The organism is Streptomyces sp. NPDC002328 (assembly GCF_042890065.1).
In the GTDB taxonomy this organism is placed as follows: Bacteria; Actinomycetota; Actinomycetes; order Streptomycetales; family Streptomycetaceae; genus Streptomyces.
Genome location: NZ_JBIARQ010000008.1, coordinates 131,254 through 151,812 on the forward strand (window position 1 = coordinate 131,254; position 20,559 = coordinate 151,812).

Annotated in this window: 19 protein-coding genes and 1 riboswitch; of the genes, 2 read left to right on the forward strand and 17 right to left on the reverse strand. The window is 71.2% G+C overall.

Annotated features, from left to right (window positions below):
- Positions 1–137 precede the first annotated feature (137 nt).
- On the forward strand, positions 138–446 hold the full coding sequence (locus ACFYX4_RS21640; protein WP_389335496.1) for a hypothetical protein: 309 nt from the start codon (positions 138–140) through the stop codon (positions 444–446).
- A 148-nt stretch (positions 447–594) separates the two neighbouring features.
- Here ACFYX4_RS21640 and ACFYX4_RS21645 read toward each other — a convergent pair whose 3' ends face one another.
- The 17 genes from ACFYX4_RS21645 to ACFYX4_RS21725 all read right to left on the reverse strand — a co-directional run bounded on the left by ACFYX4_RS21645 (position 595) and on the right by ACFYX4_RS21725 (position 19,235).
- Entirely contained in the window at positions 595–990 is a 396-nt protein-coding gene (locus ACFYX4_RS21645; RefSeq protein ID WP_389335499.1) for an Imm7 family immunity protein, read from the reverse strand.
- Positions 991–1,019: 29 nt separating this feature from the next.
- Entirely contained in the window at positions 1,020–1,844 is an 825-nt protein-coding gene (locus tag ACFYX4_RS21650) for a DUF1684 domain-containing protein (RefSeq protein ID WP_389335502.1), read from the reverse strand.
- Positions 1,841–3,046 (reverse strand): homoserine O-acetyltransferase, encoded by a 1,206-nt coding sequence (locus tag ACFYX4_RS21655; protein ID WP_389335505.1) that lies wholly within the window; start codon positions 3,044–3,046, stop codon positions 1,841–1,843. Before ACFYX4_RS21655 ends, ACFYX4_RS21650 begins: the two co-directional genes overlap by 4 nt.
- Positions 3,047–4,405, reverse strand: coding sequence for a bifunctional o-acetylhomoserine/o-acetylserine sulfhydrylase (locus ACFYX4_RS21660; RefSeq protein WP_389335508.1), 1,359 nt, complete (start codon positions 4,403–4,405; stop codon positions 3,047–3,049).
- A gap of 395 nt (positions 4,406–4,800) precedes the next feature.
- The gene (locus ACFYX4_RS21665; protein WP_389335511.1) at positions 4,801–6,027 is read right to left on the reverse strand and encodes a serine hydrolase domain-containing protein; all 1,227 of its coding nucleotides are present in this window, start codon (positions 6,025–6,027) and stop codon (positions 4,801–4,803) included.
- A gap of 147 nt (positions 6,028–6,174) precedes the next feature.
- Entirely contained in the window at positions 6,175–7,470 is a 1,296-nt protein-coding gene (locus ACFYX4_RS21670; protein ID WP_389335514.1) for an acyltransferase family protein, read from the reverse strand.
- A 157-nt stretch (positions 7,471–7,627) separates the two neighbouring features.
- The gene (locus ACFYX4_RS21675; RefSeq protein WP_389335517.1) at positions 7,628–8,695 is read right to left on the reverse strand and encodes an LLM class flavin-dependent oxidoreductase; all 1,068 of its coding nucleotides are present in this window, start codon (positions 8,693–8,695) and stop codon (positions 7,628–7,630) included.
- 13 nt (positions 8,696–8,708) lie between these two features.
- Positions 8,709–10,460 (reverse strand): dipeptide ABC transporter ATP-binding protein, encoded by a 1,752-nt coding sequence (locus ACFYX4_RS21680; protein ID WP_389335520.1) that lies wholly within the window; start codon positions 10,458–10,460, stop codon positions 8,709–8,711.
- A complete protein-coding gene (locus tag ACFYX4_RS21685) occupies positions 10,457–11,377 on the reverse strand; it encodes an ABC transporter permease (protein ID WP_389335928.1) in 921 nt (306 codons plus the stop codon). Before ACFYX4_RS21685 ends, ACFYX4_RS21680 begins: the two co-directional genes overlap by 4 nt.
- Before the next feature lie 5 nt (positions 11,378–11,382).
- On the reverse strand, positions 11,383–12,342 hold the full coding sequence (locus ACFYX4_RS21690) for an ABC transporter permease (RefSeq protein WP_389335523.1): 960 nt from the start codon (positions 12,340–12,342) through the stop codon (positions 11,383–11,385).
- Positions 12,343–12,345: 3 nt separating this feature from the next.
- On the reverse strand, positions 12,346–13,893 hold the full coding sequence (locus tag ACFYX4_RS21695; RefSeq protein WP_389335931.1) for an ABC transporter substrate-binding protein: 1,548 nt from the start codon (positions 13,891–13,893) through the stop codon (positions 12,346–12,348).
- Positions 13,894–14,286: 393 nt separating this feature from the next.
- A complete protein-coding gene (locus tag ACFYX4_RS21700; RefSeq protein WP_389335526.1) occupies positions 14,287–14,403 on the reverse strand; it encodes a putative leader peptide in 117 nt (38 codons plus the stop codon).
- Positions 14,404–14,435: 32 nt separating this feature from the next.
- A riboswitch (SAM riboswitch) is annotated at positions 14,436–14,549 on the reverse strand.
- Between the two features lie 51 nt (positions 14,550–14,600).
- Complete coding sequence (locus ACFYX4_RS21705) at positions 14,601–15,677, reverse strand: phosphotransferase enzyme family protein (protein WP_389335529.1); 1,077 nt, start codon at positions 15,675–15,677, stop codon at positions 14,601–14,603.
- The gene (locus ACFYX4_RS21710; protein ID WP_389335532.1) at positions 15,674–16,435 is read right to left on the reverse strand and encodes an ABC transporter ATP-binding protein; all 762 of its coding nucleotides are present in this window, start codon (positions 16,433–16,435) and stop codon (positions 15,674–15,676) included. Before ACFYX4_RS21710 ends, ACFYX4_RS21705 begins: the two co-directional genes overlap by 4 nt.
- Positions 16,432–17,193: an ABC transporter permease gene (locus tag ACFYX4_RS21715; RefSeq protein WP_389335535.1), complete on the reverse strand. Its 762-nt coding sequence runs from the start codon at positions 17,191–17,193 to the stop codon at positions 16,432–16,434. Before ACFYX4_RS21715 ends, ACFYX4_RS21710 begins: the two co-directional genes overlap by 4 nt.
- Positions 17,190–18,221: an ABC transporter substrate-binding protein gene (locus ACFYX4_RS21720; protein ID WP_389335539.1), complete on the reverse strand. Its 1,032-nt coding sequence runs from the start codon at positions 18,219–18,221 to the stop codon at positions 17,190–17,192. Before ACFYX4_RS21720 ends, ACFYX4_RS21715 begins: the two co-directional genes overlap by 4 nt.
- Positions 18,222–18,332: 111 nt before the next feature.
- A complete protein-coding gene (locus ACFYX4_RS21725; RefSeq protein ID WP_389335542.1) occupies positions 18,333–19,235 on the reverse strand; it encodes an ABC transporter substrate-binding protein in 903 nt (300 codons plus the stop codon).
- Positions 19,236–19,626: 391 nt separating this feature from the next.
- Here ACFYX4_RS21725 and ACFYX4_RS21730 point away from each other — a divergent pair, with 391 nt between their 5' ends.
- Positions 19,627–20,508, forward strand: a complete 882-nt coding sequence (locus ACFYX4_RS21730; protein WP_389335545.1) for a sulfurtransferase — start codon at positions 19,627–19,629, stop codon at positions 20,506–20,508.
- Positions 20,509–20,559: the final 51 nt, after the last annotated feature.

Below are 20,559 nucleotides of genomic sequence, written 5' to 3' on the forward strand. Positions count from 1 at the left end.
GGCCGGAGAGGAGCAGCGATGCCGCTGACGACTGCGCGGTGCGGCGAGAGATCGACCAGATCACTTCGCGGTTCCCGTCGTTCGGGCAGCTGGAATCCACGGCATGGTGTGGAATCGTTCCCGGAGGCGACTCGCGCGTGCCCGGTCCGACCGACGTCCGACTTGTGGGCGTGCTCGACGTCGCGGACGACGAGGTCGTGCGGGCGGAGCTCGCCGATTCCGCGTTGTACTTCCAGCCTCACTCGCCGCGGGACCTGCCTGCGGAGATCGCGGATCTGCTGCCCGCGGGGGCGGAGTGGGTGATGAGCGAGCGGGTCAACCAGCGCATCACCGAGGATCTGTACCCTGGCTACTTCGCCTACGACAGGCGGAGCGGGCAGGTGCTCTTCGACTGCTGGAACCCTCACCGCGAGGACGGACCGCCGCCCAGCCTGGTTGCCGGCTGAAGAACCTGAGCGAGGATCGGCCCCCGCTCCAGTCGGGCGAGGGACGCCCGTGCACCCGACCGGGACAAGCGAGTCTCCGTCTTCCACGGCACCGTCGCGGTGACCGCGATACGCCTCTGGCTCCGAGCATGATTCGCCGAAGGACGCCTCAGTCGGTGAAGGGATCTTCTACCGTCGGGATGCACGGAGACAGCAGCGCCTCCGTGTGCTGCGTGACCACGCCCCGAGCGAGCCTGAGCACGCGTACCTCGTTCGCGTGGCCCGGTTCCTCGTCGTCGCGGACGTGGAGGAGCCCGTAGGAGCCAGGGGCGACTACGGCCACATGCTCGAACAGTTCCACGACATCGGGCGACGAACGGTGATTGGAGCAGCCGCCGAGGTGGATGAACGGCTCGCCGTTCATCCACCTGAGGTCAAGCAAGTACGGGCTGTCCATCTCGGCGATGTGAAGCTCGAGTTCATCGACGATGCGCCGCAGGCCGGCCTCATCGTCGTCATCCGCTGGGGTTTCCCTGACCGTGATCCAACCGTGGTACTCGAACATTCCGTGATCGTAGTGCGACGGGCCGTGGCTCAGGACGCCTGTCGTTCGTGGGGGATCTTCTGGCCGGCCTCGATCGCCACGGGCAGCCGGTTCTCGGCCGGGGGCAGGGGGCAGGTGGCCAGGTCGGTGTAGGCGCACGGCAGGTTCGTAGCCCGGTTGAAGTCCAGGACGACCGTGCCGTCGGCGGCGGGCGGGTCGAGGGCCAACGCTCGGTTGGCGGCGTAGGTGGTGACCCCGGAGGTCGCGTCGGTGAAGAGCACCAGGAGAGAGCCCGGACCGCCGCCGGGGAACGCGGTGAGCGCCAGCGGGCGGCCGTCCAGCTCGAACTCGACCCGGCCCGGGGCGTCGTACACGTGCTCCAGGCCCTCGACCGCCGCGCCCACGGTCGTCGGCCGCGGTTCGGCGAACGCGGTGTAGCGGCCCGTCACCGCCCAGCGGGGATGCGGGTCGTAGGCGGGCGTGCCGGTGAACGCGGTGCGCAGCGGGGCGTCCGGATGCCGGGGACGGACGATGTCCTGTCCGCCGCGCTTGGCCACCTCGATCACGGCGTCGCCCCAGACCGCGTCGACCCCGCCGCGCTCCGGCAGCACCCCGAAGCGATGCTCGCCGTGGACGGGGGTGCCGTCCACGATCAACTCCTCGCCCTCGCCGAGGACCACGACGACCCCGTCCGGCCCGGTCGACCAGGCGCCCGGGGCGTCCGGGAAGCGCTGCGGCTCGGCGTCGAGCCAGTGCAGGCCGGTGATCGCGAGGAAGCCGTGCGGGTGGGCGAGCCGCTCCTGCTGCCTGGTGTGCCACTCCTGCCAGTCGCGGGTGAACGCGGACGACTGGGCGGCGGTGTCCTGGACGGTCATGCGTGCTCCTTCGTTTGCGGTGACTCGGGCGCGGCCGTGCGGTGACGGACGCGCGGGACGGCGTCGGGAACGAGCTCCGACACGAGCGCGGCGACCTGCTCCGTCTCGATCAGGAACCCGTCGTGGCCGTAAGGGGATTCGACGACGCGCGGGGCGTCCGCCGTGGGGATGCCGGCCGCCAGTTCCGCCTGCTGGGAGAGCGGGTAGAGGCGGTCGGAGTCGACGCCGGCGACCAGGGTGGGCGCGGTGACCCGGCGCAGGGCCTCCCGGACGCCCCCGCGGCCTCGGCCGACGTCGTGCGCGTTCATGGCCTCGGACAGCACTGCATAGCTGCCGGCGTCGAAACGCCGTACCAGCTTGGCCGCTTGATGGTCGAGGTAGGACTCGACCTGGTACCGGCCGCCGGCCAACGGGTCCTCGGCGCCCTGCGGCAGCCGCGCGAAGCGGACTTGCAGCTCCGGCTCGCTGCGATAGGTGACATGGGCCAGACGGCGGGCCAGGCCGAGTCCGGCGTGCGGGGCGTGACCGGTGTCGTGGTAGTGACCGCCGTGCCAGTGCGGATCGGACCTGATCGCGCGCAACTGGACGCCGGCCAAGGCGATTTGCTCCGCGCTCGCCGCCGCGGCGGTGGCCAGCAGCAGAAGCGCCCCGGTGCGCTCCGGGCGGGACACGGCCCATTCCACCGCGCGCATGCCGCCCATCGAACCGCCCACGACGAGCGCCCACCGCTCGATGCCCAGCGCGTCGGCCAAGTCGGCCTCGGCGACGACCTGGTCGCGCTGCGTCAGGAACGGGAAGTCCCCGCCCCAACGCCCACGTCCGTCGGGCCGCAGCGCGGCCGGTCCGGTGCTGCCCTGGCAGCCGCCGAGGACATTCGGGGCGACGACGAACCAGCGCTCGGTGTCGAGACCCCGGCCGGGCCCGACCAGCCCGTCCCACCAGCCGGAAGTGGGATGACCGGGCCCGGCCGGGCCGGCGACATGGCTGTCGCCGGTGAGGGCGTGCAGGACGAGCACGGCGTTGGAGCGGTCCGGGGCGAGCCGCCCCCAGGTCTCGAACGCCAGCCGCACGCCCGGCAGTTCACCGCCCGCCTCCAACGGCAGCGGCCCCTCGGGGTAGTGCCACCGCCGACGGCCGGGCGGGTCCCCCTCCCGCCAGCCCCCGGTGGGCGGCGGAAGAGGAAGCCCGGACAGGTCACTCACCTAAGCGCCCTTGGCCGCGCGGAAACCCGCCTCCAGGTCGGCCTTGAGATCGGCGAGGTTCTCGATGCCGACCGACAGCCGCACCAGCCCCGGCGCGGTCCCGGTCGCCGTGAGCTGTTCCTCGTCGAGCTGGCTGTGCGTCGTGGAGGCGGGATGGATGATCAGGCTGCGTACGTCGCCGATGTTGGCGAGGTGGCTGAACAGCGTGACCGCGTCCACGAACCGCTTGCCCGCCTCGACGCCGTCCCGCAGCTCGAAGGAGACGATCGCGCCCGCGCCGCGCGGCAGGTACGTCCGGCCCGCCTCGTACCACCGACTGGAGGCCAGCCCCGGGTAGTGGACGGCGGCGACCTCGTCGCGCTGCTCCAGCCATTCCGCGAGCGCGAGCGCGTTGGCGGAATGGCGTTCGATCCGCAGGCTGAGCGTCTCCACGCCTTGCAGCAGCAGGAAGGCGGAGTGCGGGGACAGCGCCGGGCCGAGGTCGCGCAGCAACTGCACCCGCAGCTTGATCGCGAACGCGCCCGGTCCGAGCGCCGGCCAGTACCGAAGCCCGTGGTAGCTCGGGTCGGGCTCGGTGAAGTCGGGGAACCGCTCGGCGTGCGCCCCGAAGTCGAAGGTGCCGCCGTCGACCACCACACCCGCGACGGCCGTGCCGTGGCCGCCGAGGAACTTGGTCGCCGAGTGCACGACGATGTCGGCGCCGTGCTCAAGTGGCCGCAGGAGATAGGGAGTCGGGACGGTGTTGTCCACGATCAGCGGCACACCCGCGTCATGCGCCACGTCCGCGACCGCGCGCACGTCCAGCACGTTGCCGCGCGGATTGCCCAGCGTCTCCGCGAACAGCGCCTTGGTGGTGGGCCGGACCGCCGCGCGCCACGCCTCGGCGTCGTCGGGATCGTCCACGAAGGACACCTCGATGCCGAACTTGGGCAGGGTGTGCCGGAACAGGTTGTACGTGCCCCCGTACAGCGACGTGCTCGACACGATGTGGTCCCCGGCGCCCGCCAGCGTCAGGATGGCGAGGGTCTCGGCGGCCTGCCCCGAGGCCAGCGCCACCGCCGCCACCCCGCCCTCCAGTGCGGCGACGCGCTGCTCGAAGACGTCCTGGGTGGGGTTGTGGATGCGGGTGTAGATGTTGCCCGGCTCGGCGAGCGAGAACAGGTCGGCGGCGTGCTGGGTGTCGCGGAACACGAACGACGTCGTCTGGTAGATCGGGGTCGCCCGGGCGCCGGTCGTCGGGTCGGGGGCGGCCCCCGAGTGGACCTGCCGGGTCTCGAACGACCAGGCGGGGGCGTCGGATCCGGCGGGCTGCGCCTCGGGCGTGTGACCGGCGGTGACGGAGTCGATGGGCTGGCTCATGGGTCTCCTCGTGCGAAACCGGCGCACGGGCGCACACATATGCGGTCATACGTGGGCCGTGAATGCGGCAGAGGTGGAGAAAGAAGGGAAGGGAGAAGAAGAGCAAAGGGGGAGACGGTGATACGCGGGCCGGAGCGGAGCGTCAGCTCTCGGCGCGACAACCCGTGGCGGTGACACGCACGTAATCGACGTGGCGGCGGGTCACGAGCACGGTCATGGGGACAGAGAATCACACCCGGGGCGTCTCGCACCAGCATTTCGTGGGGTGGGACTTTTCAGCGCACCGCTCGGGCGACCACACCAGGCCGTCCGTCGGCCGTCCGCTCGCCCAACTCTCCGCCACAAATAGGTGTTCCCGGCGGTCCGGTACGGACACGCCGGGAACGAGGGCCTGTTCAGAGGATCGGCATACGCTGTGCCGCGCTCCGATCGCCCGTGGTCGCGGGCACGGTCCCGCAGTACTCGGCCTCCACGACGGCGATCGGGTCGCCGGCCCAGTCCCCGTTGAGGTTGAGGGCGAGCGAGTGCCCGCCGTCACGCGTGGTCATCGCGACGGACAGCGAGCCGTGGATGCCGCCGGTGTGCCCCCAGAGCTCCTTGCCGCAGGAGAGTTTCACCTTCATCAGCCCGAGCCCGTAGGTCGCGGAGCCCGGCGGCTGTTCCTCCCCGGCCGGAACGGTCGTCGTCAACTCCTCCAGTTCCGCGGGGGGCAGGAGCCGGCCGCGGACGAGGGCGGAGGTGAAGGCGTTGAGGTCGCTGGAGTTGGAGATGATCTCGCCCGCCGCCCGGGCGATGGACGGGTTGAGCTCGGTGACGTCGTACGTCGGACCGGCCGGGTCCTGGAGGAGCTTCGAGTAGGCGCGACCAGCGGGCCGCGGCATCCGGGGGTCGGTGCCCGGCACGGTCGTCGACCGCAGGCGCAGCGGCTTGACGATCCGGTCGCGGACCTCCACCCCGTACGGCCGGCCGGTCACTTTCTCGATGACCAGCCCGGCGAGCACGTAGTTGGTGTTGGAGTACGACCAGTCGGCGCCCGGCGGGAAGACCGGCTCGTGGTCCATCGCCAGCCGCACGAGCCGGCGCGCACTCCAACTGTCGTAGCGGTGCTGGAGGAAACCGGGGCCGAACACCTTCTGACCGAACTCGGGCGTCTCGGTGTAGTTGTGGATGCCGCTGGTGTGGTTGAGCAGCTGCCGGACGCTGATCTTCCTGCCGTCGTGCCCGTTGCCCCTGACCACCCCCGGCAGCCAACGCTCCACACTGTCGTCGAGGTCCAGTCGGCCCTCGGCCTGTAACTGGAGCAGCACGGTGGCGACGAACGTCTTGGTGATGCTGCCGATCCGGTAGCGGTCCTGGCCCTTACGGGGCCGTTCGGTCACGATGTCCGCCACGCCCGCCGTACCGGTCCACACGCCGTACCGGTCGACGGCCTGCCCCGTCACCCCGGGGACGCCGTCCGCGACGACGGCGTCCATGGCCCGCTGGGTCTCGCCGTGCCGCCCCGGCCTGCCGCTGTCGCCGGTTCCGCCGGTGTCCGCGACGGCAGCGGCTGTCGCGGTGCCCAGCAATCCGGCCAGGGTCAGTGCGACGACTGACGCCCGCATCGATCTGCGGTTCGACATGGTCCTGCGTCCCTGTGTCAAGGGAACCCCCTGGTAGCCGAGTTGAGCCTTCAGCCACAAGGACGACGCCGGGACACGACGAGTTGCCCCCGGCGCACCGGTCGTCCGTCAAACCATGCCTTCGGACGATTGAGGAGCCCTGCGTCCTTAGGGAGCGGGCGCGGCGCGTTCGGCACGGCGTCGCACACGCCGTGCCACCTTGCGACCCCAGGCCTGTGCCGGCGTCTCGACGCACCGGTAGGTCAGCAGGCACACGGGCAGCAGCACAGCGAAGAAGGCCACCGTCAGGGCGACACTGTCCTGCCGCCGTCGGCCGATCGTGCCGTCGATCACCGCCAGCAGCACCGGATGCACCAGATAGACCGAGTAACTGATCGTCCCCAACCCGGTCAGCAGCCGCGGAACGCGCCGGCGGCGCGACAGCAGCCCGACGCCGAAGGTCAGCACGGCGAGCAGGAACGCGACGATCCAGCCGCGCCGTGTGAAATGGCTGTCGTCGCCGTGCGCGTACGCACTTCCCACGGCGCAGACGACCGTCACGACGGCGGCGCCGGCCGCGTGGCGCCAGGTGCTCTGACCGTTCTCGGCCCGGTGGACGGCGGTGCCGAGGAACATCACGGCGAGAATCACCAGCCCTTCCCACAGGGGGACCGTGCCGTTGAACGGGACCAGGGCGAGCGCCAGCACTCCGCCCAGCACACCCCCGAACACCCGCAACACGGGTGACGTGGCGCTCGCACAGCAGATGGCGATCCCCATGGCGATCGAGGCGAGCGCGATCAGCGGCCCGGTGCCGACCAGGCCGGACAGCGCGGAGGCCGGCAGCGCCGCCCCCGCCGCCACGCTCACAGCGGCGAGCACGGCCAGGACGACAGCGACCGCCGCGGACCGCCGATGAAGACGGACCGTGAAGAGACCCACGACCAGCAAGTAAAAACACATCTCGTACGAGAGCGTCCACAGGACGAGCAGCAGATTGGGTGTCCCCAGCAACTCCTGGAGCATGGTGACATGAGCGACAGCCACGGCCACGGCGCTCTGCCCGCCGAAGTCCCGCATCTGCGCGAAGCCCAGGAGATCGAGGGCGAGGAACACCAGCACGACAGCCGCCCACAGCGGGTACACCCGGGAGAGCCGCCCGACCCAGAACGTCCTTACGCAGCCCCGGCGTTCCAGCGACGCGGGGATGATGTAGCCGCTCACCAGGAAGAACACCATGATGCCGTAACGGCTGGTATTGAACTGCGGCATCAACTCCCGCCGGAACTCCGCCATAAAGGTGTACGACGAGTGGTCGAACACCACGACGAGCGCGGCGATCCCCCGCAACGCGTCCAGCCACCCCAACCGCGAGGGACCGGCCGACGTGAAGACGTTGAGTAATCGTGAAGTGACTCCATGTAATCGCTTCGGAGTTGCGGGGGCGAGGAGCACGGATTCCATGCGCGGAGAGCCTCTTCGGTGAGGTAGGCGAGTGTTCGTCGAGGACGCGTTCACGGGGCATGTGATCCCCGCGCCGCTCACACTACCGAGTTGACCGGTCGCGGTACTGTTCGGCGGCACAGTACCGGGGCCTGTCACGGCTGCGGACCGCGAGCCCTCACCGCGCCGCCTCCTGGACCGCCGACGAGGCCGGCGACGAGGATGCCGGGCGCCAGCCCAGTTCGGGTGCGACGAGGTGGCGTACGTCGTGCAGGATCTGCTCGTACTCCTCCCGCTGGAATTCGTAGGGCAGTTCCAGGCGAAGTTCCGACACCTCGGCGATCACCGGATCGGCGGTGAGCCGTTCCAGGATCTGCTCGGCGGTGCCCACGATGTCCGGGGCAAACAGGGTGCGTCGCGGGCCCTGGGGTGCGAGGGTGCGTTCGTGGCGGCTCGTCGCGTAGGCCAGGTAGCGGGCGCGGGTGGCCGCGTCGGCGCTGTCGAGAGGCACGATCACCCGGCCCAGGGCCACGCGCGCCGGACGGTCCCCGGAGTACGCGCGCCGGTACTCGGCCAGCAGGTTCGACTGGGCCGTGGTGAAGTCGTCGGTGCCCTCGCCGGTGACGATGTTGCCGGACAGGAGACCGAGTCCGTTCTCCGCGGCCCAGCGGACCGAGCGCAGGCTGCCGCCGCCGTACCAGACGCGGCGCGCCAGCCCGGGACTGTGCGGTTGCAGTCGGGGCCGCTGGACGTTGCCCGGCGAGTGGATGACCGTGTCCGGGCCGCCGAGGTAGCCGCCCCGCAGGTTTTCCACGACCCGGGCGATCCTGCCGTACGACAGGTCGAAGTCACGCCAGTCCCCGTCGTGCACCAGATCGCCGAGCAGGTCGGCGTGCGGCATCCCGGTGCTGAAACCGACCTGGAGCCGGCCCCCGGACAGTACGTCGGCCAGCGCCAGGTCCTCGGCCAGGCGGAACGGGTTCTCGTACCCGATGGGGATGACGGCGGTACCGAGCTCGATCCGCTCGGTGCGCTGGCCGGCGGCGGCGAGGAACACGGCCGCCGAGCCGACGCCGTGTTCGAGGTGGCGCTGTCTGATCCAGGCGCCGTCATAGCCCAACCGCTCGCCGTACTCGAAGAGTTGAAGGGTCTCCTCCAGGCCCGGGAGCGGGTCGTCGTCTGCGAAGTTGCCGGGCGTGAGGAAGGCGAGTGAGGCGATTGTGGGAGGGATCGGGGGGTTGCTCATGGGATGCCGGTCCTCAGTTCGTGGTCGTTCGAGCGAGGGCGGAGGGGAGTCGGCCGCCGGGGATCGCGGCGAGTAGCTCGCGCGTGTACGCGTGGCGGGGGCCGGTGAACAGGTCCTCGGGCGGGCCCGTCTCGACGACGCGTCCGGCCCGCATGACGGCGACCTCGTGCGCGATCTGGCGCACGACGGCCAGGTCGTGGGAGATGAAGAGGTACGCCACTCCCGTGTCCGCCTGCAACTCGGCCAGCAGCTCCAGTACTTGAGCCTGCACGGACACGTCGAGCGCGGAGACCGGCTCGTCGCACACCACCAGGTCGGGGGAGAGGGCGAGGGCGCGGGCGATGGCCACGCGCTGACGCTGTCCGCCCGACAGCTCCGCCGGGCGGCGCTCCAGGGTCGAGGCGGGCAACGCGACCCGGCCGAGCAGCTCACGGGCACGGTCCAGCCGCGAGACGCGGTCGCCGACCTTGAACGCCCGCAGCGGCTCGGTGATCACCTCCCCGACGGAGAAGCGCGGGTCGAGCGAGGCGTACGGATTCTGGTAGACCAGTTGGGCGCGGCGGCGCAACTGCCTGACCCGGGCGCCCTTGGCGGTGGTGATGTCGGCGCCGTCGAAGAGGACCTGTCCGGAGGTCGGGTCGGCGAGGCGGAGCACCATGCGGGCGGTGGTGGACTTCCCCGAACCCGATTCCCCGACCAGGGCGAGGGTCCGCCCGCGCCGCAGGGTGAGGCTGACGTCGTCGACCGCGCGAACCGTACGGGCCCCGCCGCCGGCGCGCGGCAGCCTGAACTCCTTGACCAGGTTGCGCACTTCGACCAGAGGAGCCGCGGCGTCGACCGCCGCATCGACGGTCGATACGACCGCCGCATCGACCGTCGTATCGACGGCCGTATCGATCGACGCACCGGTCCGTGCGGCGGAGGCCGGGGTACGGGGGCGCGCCGTGGTCAGGCTCGGCGCGCTGGCCAACAGACGTCGTGTGTAGGGGTGTTGCGGGTCGGCCAGCACGGCACGGGTCTCGCCCTCCTCGACGACCTTGCCCTGCTCCATCACCACCAGGCGCTGGGAGCGGTCGGCCGCCACCCCGAGGTCGTGGGTCACGAGCAGGATCGCCGTGCCCGACTCCTCGGTGAGACGCTGGAGATGGTCGAGGATGACGCGCTGCACGGTGACGTCGAGTGCGCTGGTCGGCTCGTCGGCGATGATCAGCCTGGGTTTCGCGGCGATGGCGACGGCGATCAGCGCCCGCTGCCGCATCCCACCGGACAGTTCGTGCGGGTACTGCCGGGCCCGGACGGCGGCGTCGGGCAACCCCGCCCGGTCCAGCACGGCGACCGCCTCGGCCGCAGCCGAACGGCGGGTCGCCAGACCGTGGATGCGCAGCACTTCGGCGACCTGCTCGCCGATCCGCTTGACGGGGTTGAGCGAGACCGTCGGATCCTGCGGCACCAGCCCGATCCGCGCGCCGCGCACGGTGCGCAGTTCGGCCTCGGACAGCGTGGCGAGGTCGTGCCGGCCGAAGCGGACCGTGCCCGCGTCGATCCGGCCGTTCGCCGCCAGCAGCCGGGTGACGGCATGCGCGGTGGTGCTCTTTCCGGAGCCGGACTCGCCGACCACGGCGGTGACTTGCCCGGGCCACACGTCGAGGTCCACACCCCGCACGGCCGGTACCGCGCCGCCGCGGGTGCGGTACGACACGGACAGTCCGCGGATCTCCAGCAGTGGTGCCGTCACGTCCTCACCGCTCTTCTGTAGGTGGGTCATCGCCACGACCATTCGCCGTCCAGGGCCCTGGCGACGCGGTTGGTGGCCAGCACGGTCGCGGCGATCGCCAGACCGGGCAGAGCGGTCAACCACCACGCGTTGGCGAGGTAGTTACGGCCGTCGGAGATCAACGTCCCCCATTCCGGGGCGGGTGGCGGCGCGCCGTAGCCGAGGAAGCTCAGCGCCGACACCGCCAGGATCGACGCGCCGAAGTCCAGCGTGGCCAGGACGATCACCGGGCCGGCGGCGTTGGGCAGGACGTGCCGTCCCAGCACCGAGTACCAGCGGGCCCCGCAGGAGCGGGACGCCTCGACGTACACCGCCTGCCGGATCCGCAGGACCTCGGCGCGCGCCACCCGGGCGAACGAGGCGACGCTCGCGATGCCCACCGCGACCGCCACCTTCACCGTCCCGTACCCGAGCGCGGTGACGAGGGCCAGCGACAGGAACAGCGCGGGGATGGAGAGCAGGACGTCGACGAAGCGCATCAGCACGTCGTCCACCCAGCGGCCCGTGAACCCGGCGACCACGCCGAGCAGACCGCCGACCACGAACGCGACCAGGACCGCGATGAGGGTTGCCTTCAAGGACAGTTGGGCGCCATGGACGACCCGGGAGAACACGTCGCGCCCCAGTTCGTCCGTGCCGAACCAGTGACTGCCGCTCGGACTGCGGAAGTTCTGGGCGGGCGTCCCCGTCAGCGGGTCCTGCGAGGTGAACAGACCCGGCCAGAACGAGGCCAGCACCACCAGCACGAGGACGACCGCCGACAGCAGCAGACCGGGACGGCGCAACAGGAAGCGCGGCAGCCGCCGTATGCCGGCAGTCCGGCCCGGCGCGGCGGGGGGACCCGTCTCGACCGGTCGGGCGAGGCCGAGCGCGGCCTCGGCCGGGTCGTCGACGAGACTCTGACCCATCTGACTCATGTGAAGCTCGCCCTCCTGCCCGAGGTCACCACGATCCGCGGGTCCAGCAGCGGATAGACCAGGTCGACCACCAGATTCGTCGCCACGAAGATCAGCGCCCCGAACATCACCACGCCCTGGACCAGCGGGATGTCCTGAGCGGTGACCGCCGCCGCGGTCACCCTGCCGAGGCCGTCGCGGGAGAACACCGTCTCGACCACCACCGAGCCGGCGATCAACTGGCCGACCAGCAGCCCGACGACCGTCAACGCGGGCAGCGACGCGTTGCGCAGCGCGTGCCGCAGATGCACCCGCCACCGGCCGGCGCCCTTGGCGCGCGCGGTCTCCACATAGGCCTGGTCCAGGGCGGTGAGCAGGCTCTTGGCCAGCACCTGGGCGATCTGCGCGCCGGTCGGGACCGCCAGCGTGAGCGCCGGCAGCACCAGGCCCCGCAGCCCGTCGTTGCCGAACGCGGGGAACCAGTGCAGCCGGAAGGAGAACGCGTCGACGAGCAGCAGCCCCACCCAGAACGTCGGGACCGACACCCCGAGCGGGGGCAGCGACAGCAGCAGCTGCCGCAGCCACCGCTGTGCGGTGTACGTCGCCACCACCGCGAGACCGCCCCCGAACACCACCGCGAGCAGCAGCGCGGCACCGGTCAACTGGAGCGTCTGCGGCAGCGCGTCGGCCAGGGTGGAGGTCACCGGACGGCCCGTGGAGACCGCGTCGCCGAAGTCCCCGCGCACCGCCCGGCCGAGATAGTCGGCGTACTGAGCCAGTACCGGCTTGTCGAAGCCGTACTCGTGCCGCAGTGCGGCGACTCGCGCCGGATCGACTTCCCCCGCGTCCATCCCGGCCCCGGCCATCGCCGTGACCGGGTCACCCGGCAGGAAGTCCAGCACCAGGAAGGACACCGTGTAGGCCGCCCACAGCACCCCGACCGCCTGCGCCAGCCGTTTGATCACGTAGAGGCGCACGGGCTAGCCGATCCAGGTGTCGTGCAGCTGGATCCGGCTGCCCGAGTCGAAGGCGAGACCGTGCACCTTCTTCGACACGCCCAGCTGGGTCTGGAGCTCCACCACCGGCACGTTGTACGCGTTCTGCACGATCGACTTCTGCGCCTCGCCCACCAGTCGACCGCGCTTGGCGGTGTCCGTGGTCGCGGCCTGTGCGGACAGAGCCGTGTCCAGTGAACCGGCCGGAAGGTGGTAGAAGTTGGCCAGCCGGGTGGAGAAGGAGCTGCGCAGGATGTCCGGGTCCGAGCGGGTCACGTTCCCCCACACCACGTCGAAGCCGCCCGACTGGAGCGTGGTGGAGAACTGGCTGACCTGGAGCTGCTTGAGCGCCACGTCCACTCCGACAGCCTTCAGTTGCTGCTGCACCAGCTCCAACGCGGGCTGGTTGGTGGCCGCGTTGGGGAACCAGGTGATGGTGAGGCTCAGCTTCCTGCCGTCCTTGGCGCGGAGTCCGTCAGCGCCCGTCCGCCAACCGGCGGCGTCCAGCAGCGACTTCGCCTTGTCCGCATCGAAGGCGAGGCTGGAGGAGAGGTCGGTGTAGTCGGGCGTAGTGTGCGCCAGGACGCTGGTCGCCGGGCGGGTGCCGGTCGGGAACACGGTGTCGGCGATCTGCTTCCGGTCGATGGCGGCCAGGATCGCCTGGCGCACCTTCGTGTCCTTCAGGACGGGCCGCTCGTTGTTGAGCCCCAGGCCGAACACCACACCGGGGTTGGCCCGGCTCTGAAGGGTGACCTGGCCGCCCTTGAGCGCCGCCTCGTTGGCCCTGCCGACGCTGCTGATGGCGTCGACCTGCCCGGACTGGAGACTGCCGGCCCGGACCCCCGCCTCGGGAACGACCTTGAACACCACACGGTCCAGGTAGGCCTCGCCCTTCTTGGACCACAACGAGGAGCCCCAGCCGTAGCCGGTACGCTTGGCCAGGGTGACCGACTGGTTCTGCGCATACTGCTTCAGCACGAACGGCCCGGACCCGATCACGCCGTCACTGCACTTCTGCTGCGGCGACCTCTTCACGCTCGCCGACGACTCGATGCCCAGCGAGTGCGTCGAAGTCGCCTGAAGGAACTGGGCGTTGGGTTCCTCGAAGGCCACCTCGACGGTCAGCGGGTCGACCACGGTGGTGCTCTTGACGCCGCTCAGATAGCCCTGCGCGAGGGTCCCCAGGGCGCCGAGCTTCGGCACCGCGTCGAAGTTGTCCTTGACCACCTGCGCGGTCAGCGGGGAACCGTCGCTGAAGGTCACCCCCGGTCGCAGATGGAAGGTGAACGTCGTCGCGTCGGCGTCGACGTCCCAGCTCTTGGCCAGCCACGGCACGATCTTCCCGGTGGTGGGGTCCTGGTCGGTCAGGGAGTCCACGATCTGGCGCACCGAGTAGATGCTGTCGTTGCTGCCGACCTGCTGCGGATCCACGCAGCCGGCGTCGGAGCCCACCGCGAAGGTCAGGGTGCCGCCGGACTGCGGCCGGCCGCTGCCGCCGCCGGAGCCGTCACCGCCCGACCCGCAGGCGGTCAGGAGGACACCGGTGGCGAGGAGGGCGGCAAGGGGGGCCCGTCGGGAAAGCCCCGAAGCCGGTCGGGAGGGCCTGAAAGCCGGTCGGTCGGGTCGGAACGCCGGTCGGGAGAGTCTGAAAGCCGAAAACGTTGTCACGGAGGGGCTTCTCCTACTCGTGTCACCAGGCACGGTGCCGCGCGAGGCACCACCGCGCATGGGCGTGCGACCCCGGCCGGCTCGACGCCGGACGCGGGGGAGCGCTGCACAGACGGGGGTCAGGGGACGACACCGAGAGCGGTGGCGAGGGGAAAGACGCAAAGGAGCCGGGGCCGACGAAGGGACGTCAGCCGAAGCCGGCGAAGGGGCGCCGGCCTGGGCCGGCGAGCGGACGTCAGCCGACGCCCGCCCGGCTCGTCAGGCCCGACAGAGGCAGCTGGTCGAGCGCTTCAGATCGATGTGGCGTCGGCGCGAGAGCCGGGAGAACGGCGTGGCATCGGCGAAGGAGGCAGCCGGGTCACCGCAGTGCCTCATGCCGATCCCCCTCTCTCCGGCCCCGTCACGGGGCCACGCGCTTGCGGGAGTCGTCGCTGACCCCGCCGGGCTTTCACCTGGAGCACCCCACCGCGCGGGAGGGTTGCCGGTCAGCGAGCCAGGGCTTGACGCTGACACTCAATGCCATTCGTGATGTTAGGGAGCCGATTCGGCGTACGTCAATGCCGCCACCGTCGTCAGCCGCGCACGGACCCCGTGATCCGGTCGAGGAGACGGCGGCCGTTCGCGCCCGTGAACCATTCGGCGTGGCCGACGTAGTACTCGTACGCCAGCCGCGTGTTCTCCGCCGAACGGGTCACTCCGTGGAAGTAGCCGAGTTCGGACAGCGCGAACTCCGCGTGCACCAACGGGAGAAGCGCGGGCAGCGCGGCCGACTCCGCGGCGCTGAGCGGTCGTACGGACCGGTAGCCGTCGAGGAGTGCCGCGGCGTCCTGCTCGCGCACCGGACGGCCGGGCCGCAGCCACTGCACGGCGTTGCGCTCGATCGCCGTGGCGAGGTCGTGCACGGCGGTCGTGCGATCGCTCATGCCGAAGTCCAGGACGGTGGAGACCCGGCCGTCGGCACCCCACAAGAGGTTCGAGGCGTGCCAGTCGTTGTGGGTCCACAGGGGTTCGAGAGCGGCGAGGTGGGGAGCCAGCCGCTCGTGCAGGGGGAGCAGTACGCGCTCGGTGTCCGCACGCCAGGAGAAGTCCCGCAACGCCTCCGCCAACGCCGGACGCTCCGTGACGTACCGCTCCAGCTCTGCCCGCGGGTCGTGCGAGGCGAAGACGGTGAACGAGGCGACGAGCGGCTGCACTTGGCGGCGTGGCGCGTCGAACCCCCGCGCCGCCAGGTGCGTTCGGGCCAGCGCCTCGCCCGCCGCCCGCGCGTGACCTGCGGAACGGAACGGCGACCAGGACAGCGCGTCCCGGTACAGGTCCGTCCCCGCGCCGACCGAGTGGACTTCGTACGTCCACGCGTCGCGCGCCACCGCGTCCAGCACCTCCACCACCGGCGCCCCGCGCAGCCGCAGGTGACGCAGGAACGCGTGCTCCTCCGCCAGCCCCGGCAGGGTCCGTACGGAGTGGTGGTGACGTTTCACGAACAGGCGCCGCCCGTCCTGTTCCACGAGGGCCGCCGCCGACAGCGGGCGCGGGCTGCGCCACACCACCCGGGCCGGCCCGACGACGTCCGTCACCTCCGTGTCGGTGAGCGGCGCCCAGTCCGGCTCGACCGGTTCGGTGCCCAGGCCGTGGGCCAGAAGTGAACTCACGCCGTGCCCACCGCCGTTGTGCCGCGCAGAGCCTCCAGGACCCGGCGCTCGGCCGCCGCGAACTCGGGCGCCGTGAGGTCCTCCACTCCGCGCGGGCGGGGGAGCGGCGTCTCGATGCGCTCGACCACCGTGGCGGGCCGCGGCGACAGGACGTGCACGGTGTCCGCGAGCAGCACCGCCTCACGTATGTCATGGGTGACCAGGACGACCGTCCAGCGGTGCCGCTGCCACATCCCGGCCAGCCACAGCTGCATCTCGGTCCGGGTCAGCGAGTCCAGCGCGCCGAACGGCTCGTCCAGCAGGAGCACCGGACGCTCCAGCACGACGGTGCGCAACAGCGCGGCCCGCTGCCGCATCCCCCCGCTGAGCTGGGAGGGGTACGCCTTCTGGAAGCCGTCGAGCCCGAAGTCGGCGAAGAGCGCGTCGGCCCGCGCCCGTGCCTGCTTCTTCTTCACGCCCTGGGCCTCCAGCCCCAGCGCCGTGTTGTCCAGCACGGTCCGCCACGGGAACAGCAGGTCCTTCTGCGGCATGTAGGCGACCTTGTCGGACTCCACCGAGGCCGGCTCGCCCTCCACGACCACCTGCCCCGACGTGGGCCGGTCGAGACCGGAGACCAGGTTGAACAGGGTGCTCTTGCCGGAGCCGCTCGGGCCGATCACCGCCGCGAACTCGCCCGGCTCCACCCGGAGTTCGAGGTCCCGCAGGACCTCCAGCTCACCGAAGGACTTGCCCACGCCCTCGATCCGCAGGCTGCTCACTTCCCCACCTTCCGCTCCCACGGCAGCACCAGTCGCTGCAACAGATACGTGGCTCCGAACAGCGCCACGCTCAGCGCCGCCGTCACACCCACCGCCGCGAACACCAGGTCCGTGCGGAACGCGCTCTTCTGCGCCTGCATGTAGATCCCCAACCCCGCCTCGGCGCCCGCGTACTCGGCGAAGACGGCGCCCACCACGGCGTACGTGATGCTGACCCGCAGCCCGGCGAAGAAGTACGGCATCGCGCTCGGCACCCGCACCAGGCGGAACGTCCGCCACCGGCCGGCGCCCAGCGACCGCAGCAGCCGCATCGCCTCGCGGTCGGTGGCGGCGAACCCGGCGGCCAGGTTGGCGGCCAGCGGGAAGAACGTCGTCAGCGTCACCACCAGCATCTTGGGCAGCAGCCCGAAGCCGAACCAGATGATGAGCAGCGGCGCCACGGCCACGATCGGGATGGTCTGCGAGGCGACGAGCAGCGGGTACAGGCCCCGACGGGCCGCCGAGGAGAAGTCCAGCAGGACGGCGACCAGCCAGGCCGCCGCGAAGGACAGCGCGAAGCCGAGCAGGGTCTCCTGGAGGGTGGGCAGGGTCTGCGCCCACAGCTCCGCGCGGTTCACCCAGCCCTGCTCGATCACCCGGGCGGGCGACGGCAGCGTCGTCGGGTCGACCCCGGCGGCACTCACATACAGCTGCCAGCCGCCGACCACGACGGCCAGCACCAGCAGCGGCGGCCACAACGAACGGAACAGCGACCTCACTTGGCGGCCGGGAGGTAGTCGTTGGTGAAGAACTCGGAGGCGTCGGGGGCCTTCGTGAGCTTCTTGCTGTTCGCGTCGACGAGCAGTCCGGCCTTGTACTCGAAGTCCGCGAACGCCTGCCAGCGCTCGGCGCTCTGGACGCCGATCGTCCCGTCGGCCGTCTTGTAGTACTCCTTCGCCAGCAGCGCCTCGCTCTTCTTCACCAGCTCGGTGTTGGTGAGGACGCTCCTGTTCTGGGAGATCAGCAGGTCGGCCGCCTTGTCGGGATGCTGGGCGGCGTAGCGGTAGCCCTTGTCCACGGCCGCCAGGAACTTTCTCGCGACCGCGGGGTTCTTCTTCAGGAACCGGTCGGAGGACGCGACCAGCGTGGAGTAGATCGCGGGGAAGCCGTAGTCGGACAGCTGGAAGTTCTTCAGCGGCTTGCCGCTCAGCTCGGCTTCCAGACCCTCCCACGTCGGCATCGGCATCGCGAAGTCGGCTTTGCCGGCGTAGAGCGCCGCGTACGCCGAGGTGTTGAGGGTGATCTGCCGGAAGTCGCCCTTGCCGCCCGCGTTCTGGATGACCGTCTTCAGCAGCGGCTTCTCGTAGGGGGCGCCGAAACCGGCGTAGGTCTTGCCGTCGAGGTCCCTCGGCGAGCTGATGCCGCCCCGGTCGGCGCGCACCGCGATGGTGACGTTCGTCTTCTGCGTGACGGCGTAGACGGAGGTGATGTCGGCGCCGGCGGCCCGTGCCGTCGTCACGCCCTCCTGGTAGGAGATGCCGAAGTCGGCCTTGTGGGCCGCGATCAGCGTCTCGGGCGCGGTCGAGCCGTAGGGCACGATCTTCAGGTCGATCCCGGCGTCCTCGAACCAGCCTTCGGCCTGGGCGACGTAGATGCCGGTGTGGTTGGTGTTGGGCGTCCAGTCCAGGGCGAGGGTGACGGTGGTGAGGCCGTCCTTTGTGGCGGCCGAGGAGTCGGCGGAGCAGGCGGTCGTGACGGCGAGCAGGGAGGTCGCGGCTATCGCGGACAGGAGCGAGCGGCGGCGCATGACAAGGTCCTTCGTGCGGAGGGAGGTTCGGCGGCGAGGGGCGTGATCAGGCCCGACACAGCGCGCTGTCCACCCGCTTGAAGTCGACGGCCAGGCGTCGGGTCAGGAAGGTCACGCGGCCACGTCCAGCAGCCCGTTGGTGAAGGACCGGTCCCAGTCGAGGTCGTGGGCGAGGGCGCCGTTGTCCGCGAGCCAGTGCGCGTACGGGCCCATCCGGGACGGGTCGATCACACCCCAACGCCCCTCCGTGTCCGTCCACGTGGGGGCGATCAGGGCGAGCGAGCGGGCGATGAGCGGGCGCGGGAAGTACGGGATCACGTCCTCCAGCAGTTCCAGCGTCCGGTCCTGCTCCTGGGCCGCGAGTGCGTAGCCCTGCGCCGTGACTGCGAGGAAGTCCCGGACCAGGGACGGCTGTTCGGCGAGCAGCCGCTCACTCGTGCCCAGCAGGTAGCTGTGGTAGCGCGGTGCGCCGATCTCGTCCACCGGCCAGGTCAGGCGCCGCTCCTCGGGCAGGTCGCCGCGCAGCGCGTCCCAGGACCAGTAGTTGCCGAACGTGGCGTCGGCCTCGCCCGCCTCGATGTCGTCGACGGTCAGCTCACGGGTGCCCGCGTCCACGGTGATCACCGCGTCCGGGTCGCCGCCGTCGGCCGCGACCAGGTGGCGGACCAGGGCACGGCCGCGCGGGGTCGGATTGAAGGCGATCCGGCGGCCCGCGAGGTCACGGGGCCGGGTGATGCCGGTCGACGTCGTCGTCTGGATCGCCTCCAGACCGCGGTGGTTGACGGCCGCCACCGCGATCAGCGGCTGTCCGTGCGCCGCACGCCGCGCGAGCAGCCGGTTCGGCGGGAAGATCCCGAAGTCCACCTCGCCCCGGGCCAGGTACTCCAGCGTGTCACCGCGCCCGGGGTCCTGCACCGCCAACTCCACGTCCAGGCCCGCCTCGGCGAACCGGCCACGGGCGCGAGCGACGTACAGACCTGCTGAATTCGGCCAAGGATGGAAATAGTCCAGCATGACCCGGATATGCGGCATGGGGGTGCTCCGAAGGAGGTGCGCGACAGCGCGGTGAACGGTGAGAAGGAGGAAAAGAGCGTCAGCGACGACAACAGGAGCCGGGCGCCGGGGCGTTGGACACCGGGTGCTTCGGCTCGACTGCTGCGGACACATGAACTCCTACGCGGGGCGCTGCACAGCGCGGTTGGTGCGGTCGGCGTCCCCATGGGGACCGGACTCGAAGGACGAGCCGATCCCAGACGCCCTCTCAGCCCAGCCGGGGAGGGGCTCCCGCGTAGATGGCCGAAACCATAACGGCATGCCCGGGACGCTGTGCAAGCCAGGTCCGAAATATGGGACGCCGCCACTCGACGTGTGAGACGCCCAGCTCACGGGCGTACCATCGGCCGCCATGACCTCCCAGCTGCCCGGCCCTCTCGTCGACGACGTCTGGCTCGCCGCACACCTCGGCGACCCCGGACTCGTCGTCCTCGACGCCACCGCCCTGCTGCCCTCGCCCCGGCACGACGGCGACCACCGGTGTGCGAGCGGTCGCCCGGCATGGGCCGAACGGCACCTTCCCGGCTCCCGCCACGCCGACCTGACGGGCGACTTCTCCGACCGCGACGCGCCGTACCACTTCACCGCGCCGGCCCCCGAAGCGCTGGCCGCGGCCCTCGCCCGGCTCGGCGTGGGGGAGGGGGACGCGGTCGTCGCGTACGACAGCGCCGGCGGCATCTGGGCGGCCCGACTGTGGTGGATGCTGCGGGCGATCTTTGTACCGGCGGCCGTCCTGGACGGCGGCCTGGAAGCCTGGGAAGCGGCCGGACATCCGCTGTCCTCGGGCGTGGACGCCGATCCGCCGCCCGCCGTCACACCCGTCACCCCGGTCCCACGCCCCGAACTCTGGTCGGACATCGACGAGGTGACCGCCATCAGCCGCGGCGAACGCCCCGGCACCCTGGTGTGCGCCCTGCCGGCCGCCGGCTTCGAGGGCACCGCCCCCACCCGCTACAGCCGCCGCGGCCACATCCCCACCAGCCGCAGTCTCCCGGGCCGCGAACTGCTCGACCCCACGGGCCGCGTACTGCCCGACTCCGAACTCACCGCCAGGGTCGACGCGTTGCTCGACAGCGCCGACTCGCCGGTCGTCCTGTACTGCGGCGGCGGCATCTCCGCCGCGGCCACGGCACTCGCCCTCACCCTGCTGGGGCGGGAGGACGTCTCGCTGTACGACGGCTCCCTGGAGGAATGGTCCGAGGACCCGGCGCGCCCGCTGCGCCTGGGAGCCTGACGCCCCGAGATCCGCCCGCGGGGGTTGGGGCGGTGCGCGCCTGAGCAGAGT

Bases quoted from the DNA above. Each gene is read 5' to 3' on its own strand.
- ACFYX4_RS21645 (WP_389335499.1), bottom strand. From the start codon at position 990: ATGTTCGAGTACCACGGTTGGATCACGGTCAGGGAAACCCCAGCGGAT.
- ACFYX4_RS21650 (WP_389335502.1), bottom strand. From the start codon at position 1,844: ATGACCGTCCAGGACACCGCCGCCCAGTCGTCCGCGTTCACCCGCGAC.
- ACFYX4_RS21660 (WP_389335508.1), bottom strand. From the start codon at position 4,405: ATGAGCCAGCCCATCGACTCCGTCACCGCCGGTCACACGCCCGAGGCG.
- ACFYX4_RS21665 (WP_389335511.1), bottom strand. From the start codon at position 6,027: ATGTCGAACCGCAGATCGATGCGGGCGTCAGTCGTCGCACTGACCCTG.
- ACFYX4_RS21670 (WP_389335514.1), bottom strand. From the start codon at position 7,470: ATGGAATCCGTGCTCCTCGCCCCCGCAACTCCGAAGCGATTACATGGA.
- ACFYX4_RS21675 (WP_389335517.1), bottom strand. From the start codon at position 8,695: ATGAGCAACCCCCCGATCCCTCCCACAATCGCCTCACTCGCCTTCCTC.
- ACFYX4_RS21680 (WP_389335520.1), bottom strand. From the start codon at position 10,460: ATGACCCACCTACAGAAGAGCGGTGAGGACGTGACGGCACCACTGCTG.
- ACFYX4_RS21685 (WP_389335928.1), bottom strand. From the start codon at position 11,377: ATGGGTCAGAGTCTCGTCGACGACCCGGCCGAGGCCGCGCTCGGCCTC.
- ACFYX4_RS21700 (WP_389335526.1), bottom strand. From the start codon at position 14,403: ATGAGGCACTGCGGTGACCCGGCTGCCTCCTTCGCCGATGCCACGCCG.
- ACFYX4_RS21720 (WP_389335539.1), bottom strand. From the start codon at position 18,221: ATGCGCCGCCGCTCGCTCCTGTCCGCGATAGCCGCGACCTCCCTGCTC.
- ACFYX4_RS21725 (WP_389335542.1), bottom strand. From the start codon at position 19,235: ATGCTGGACTATTTCCATCCTTGGCCGAATTCAGCAGGTCTGTACGTC.
- ACFYX4_RS21730 (WP_389335545.1), top strand. From the start codon at position 19,627: ATGACCTCCCAGCTGCCCGGCCCTCTCGTCGACGACGTCTGGCTCGCC.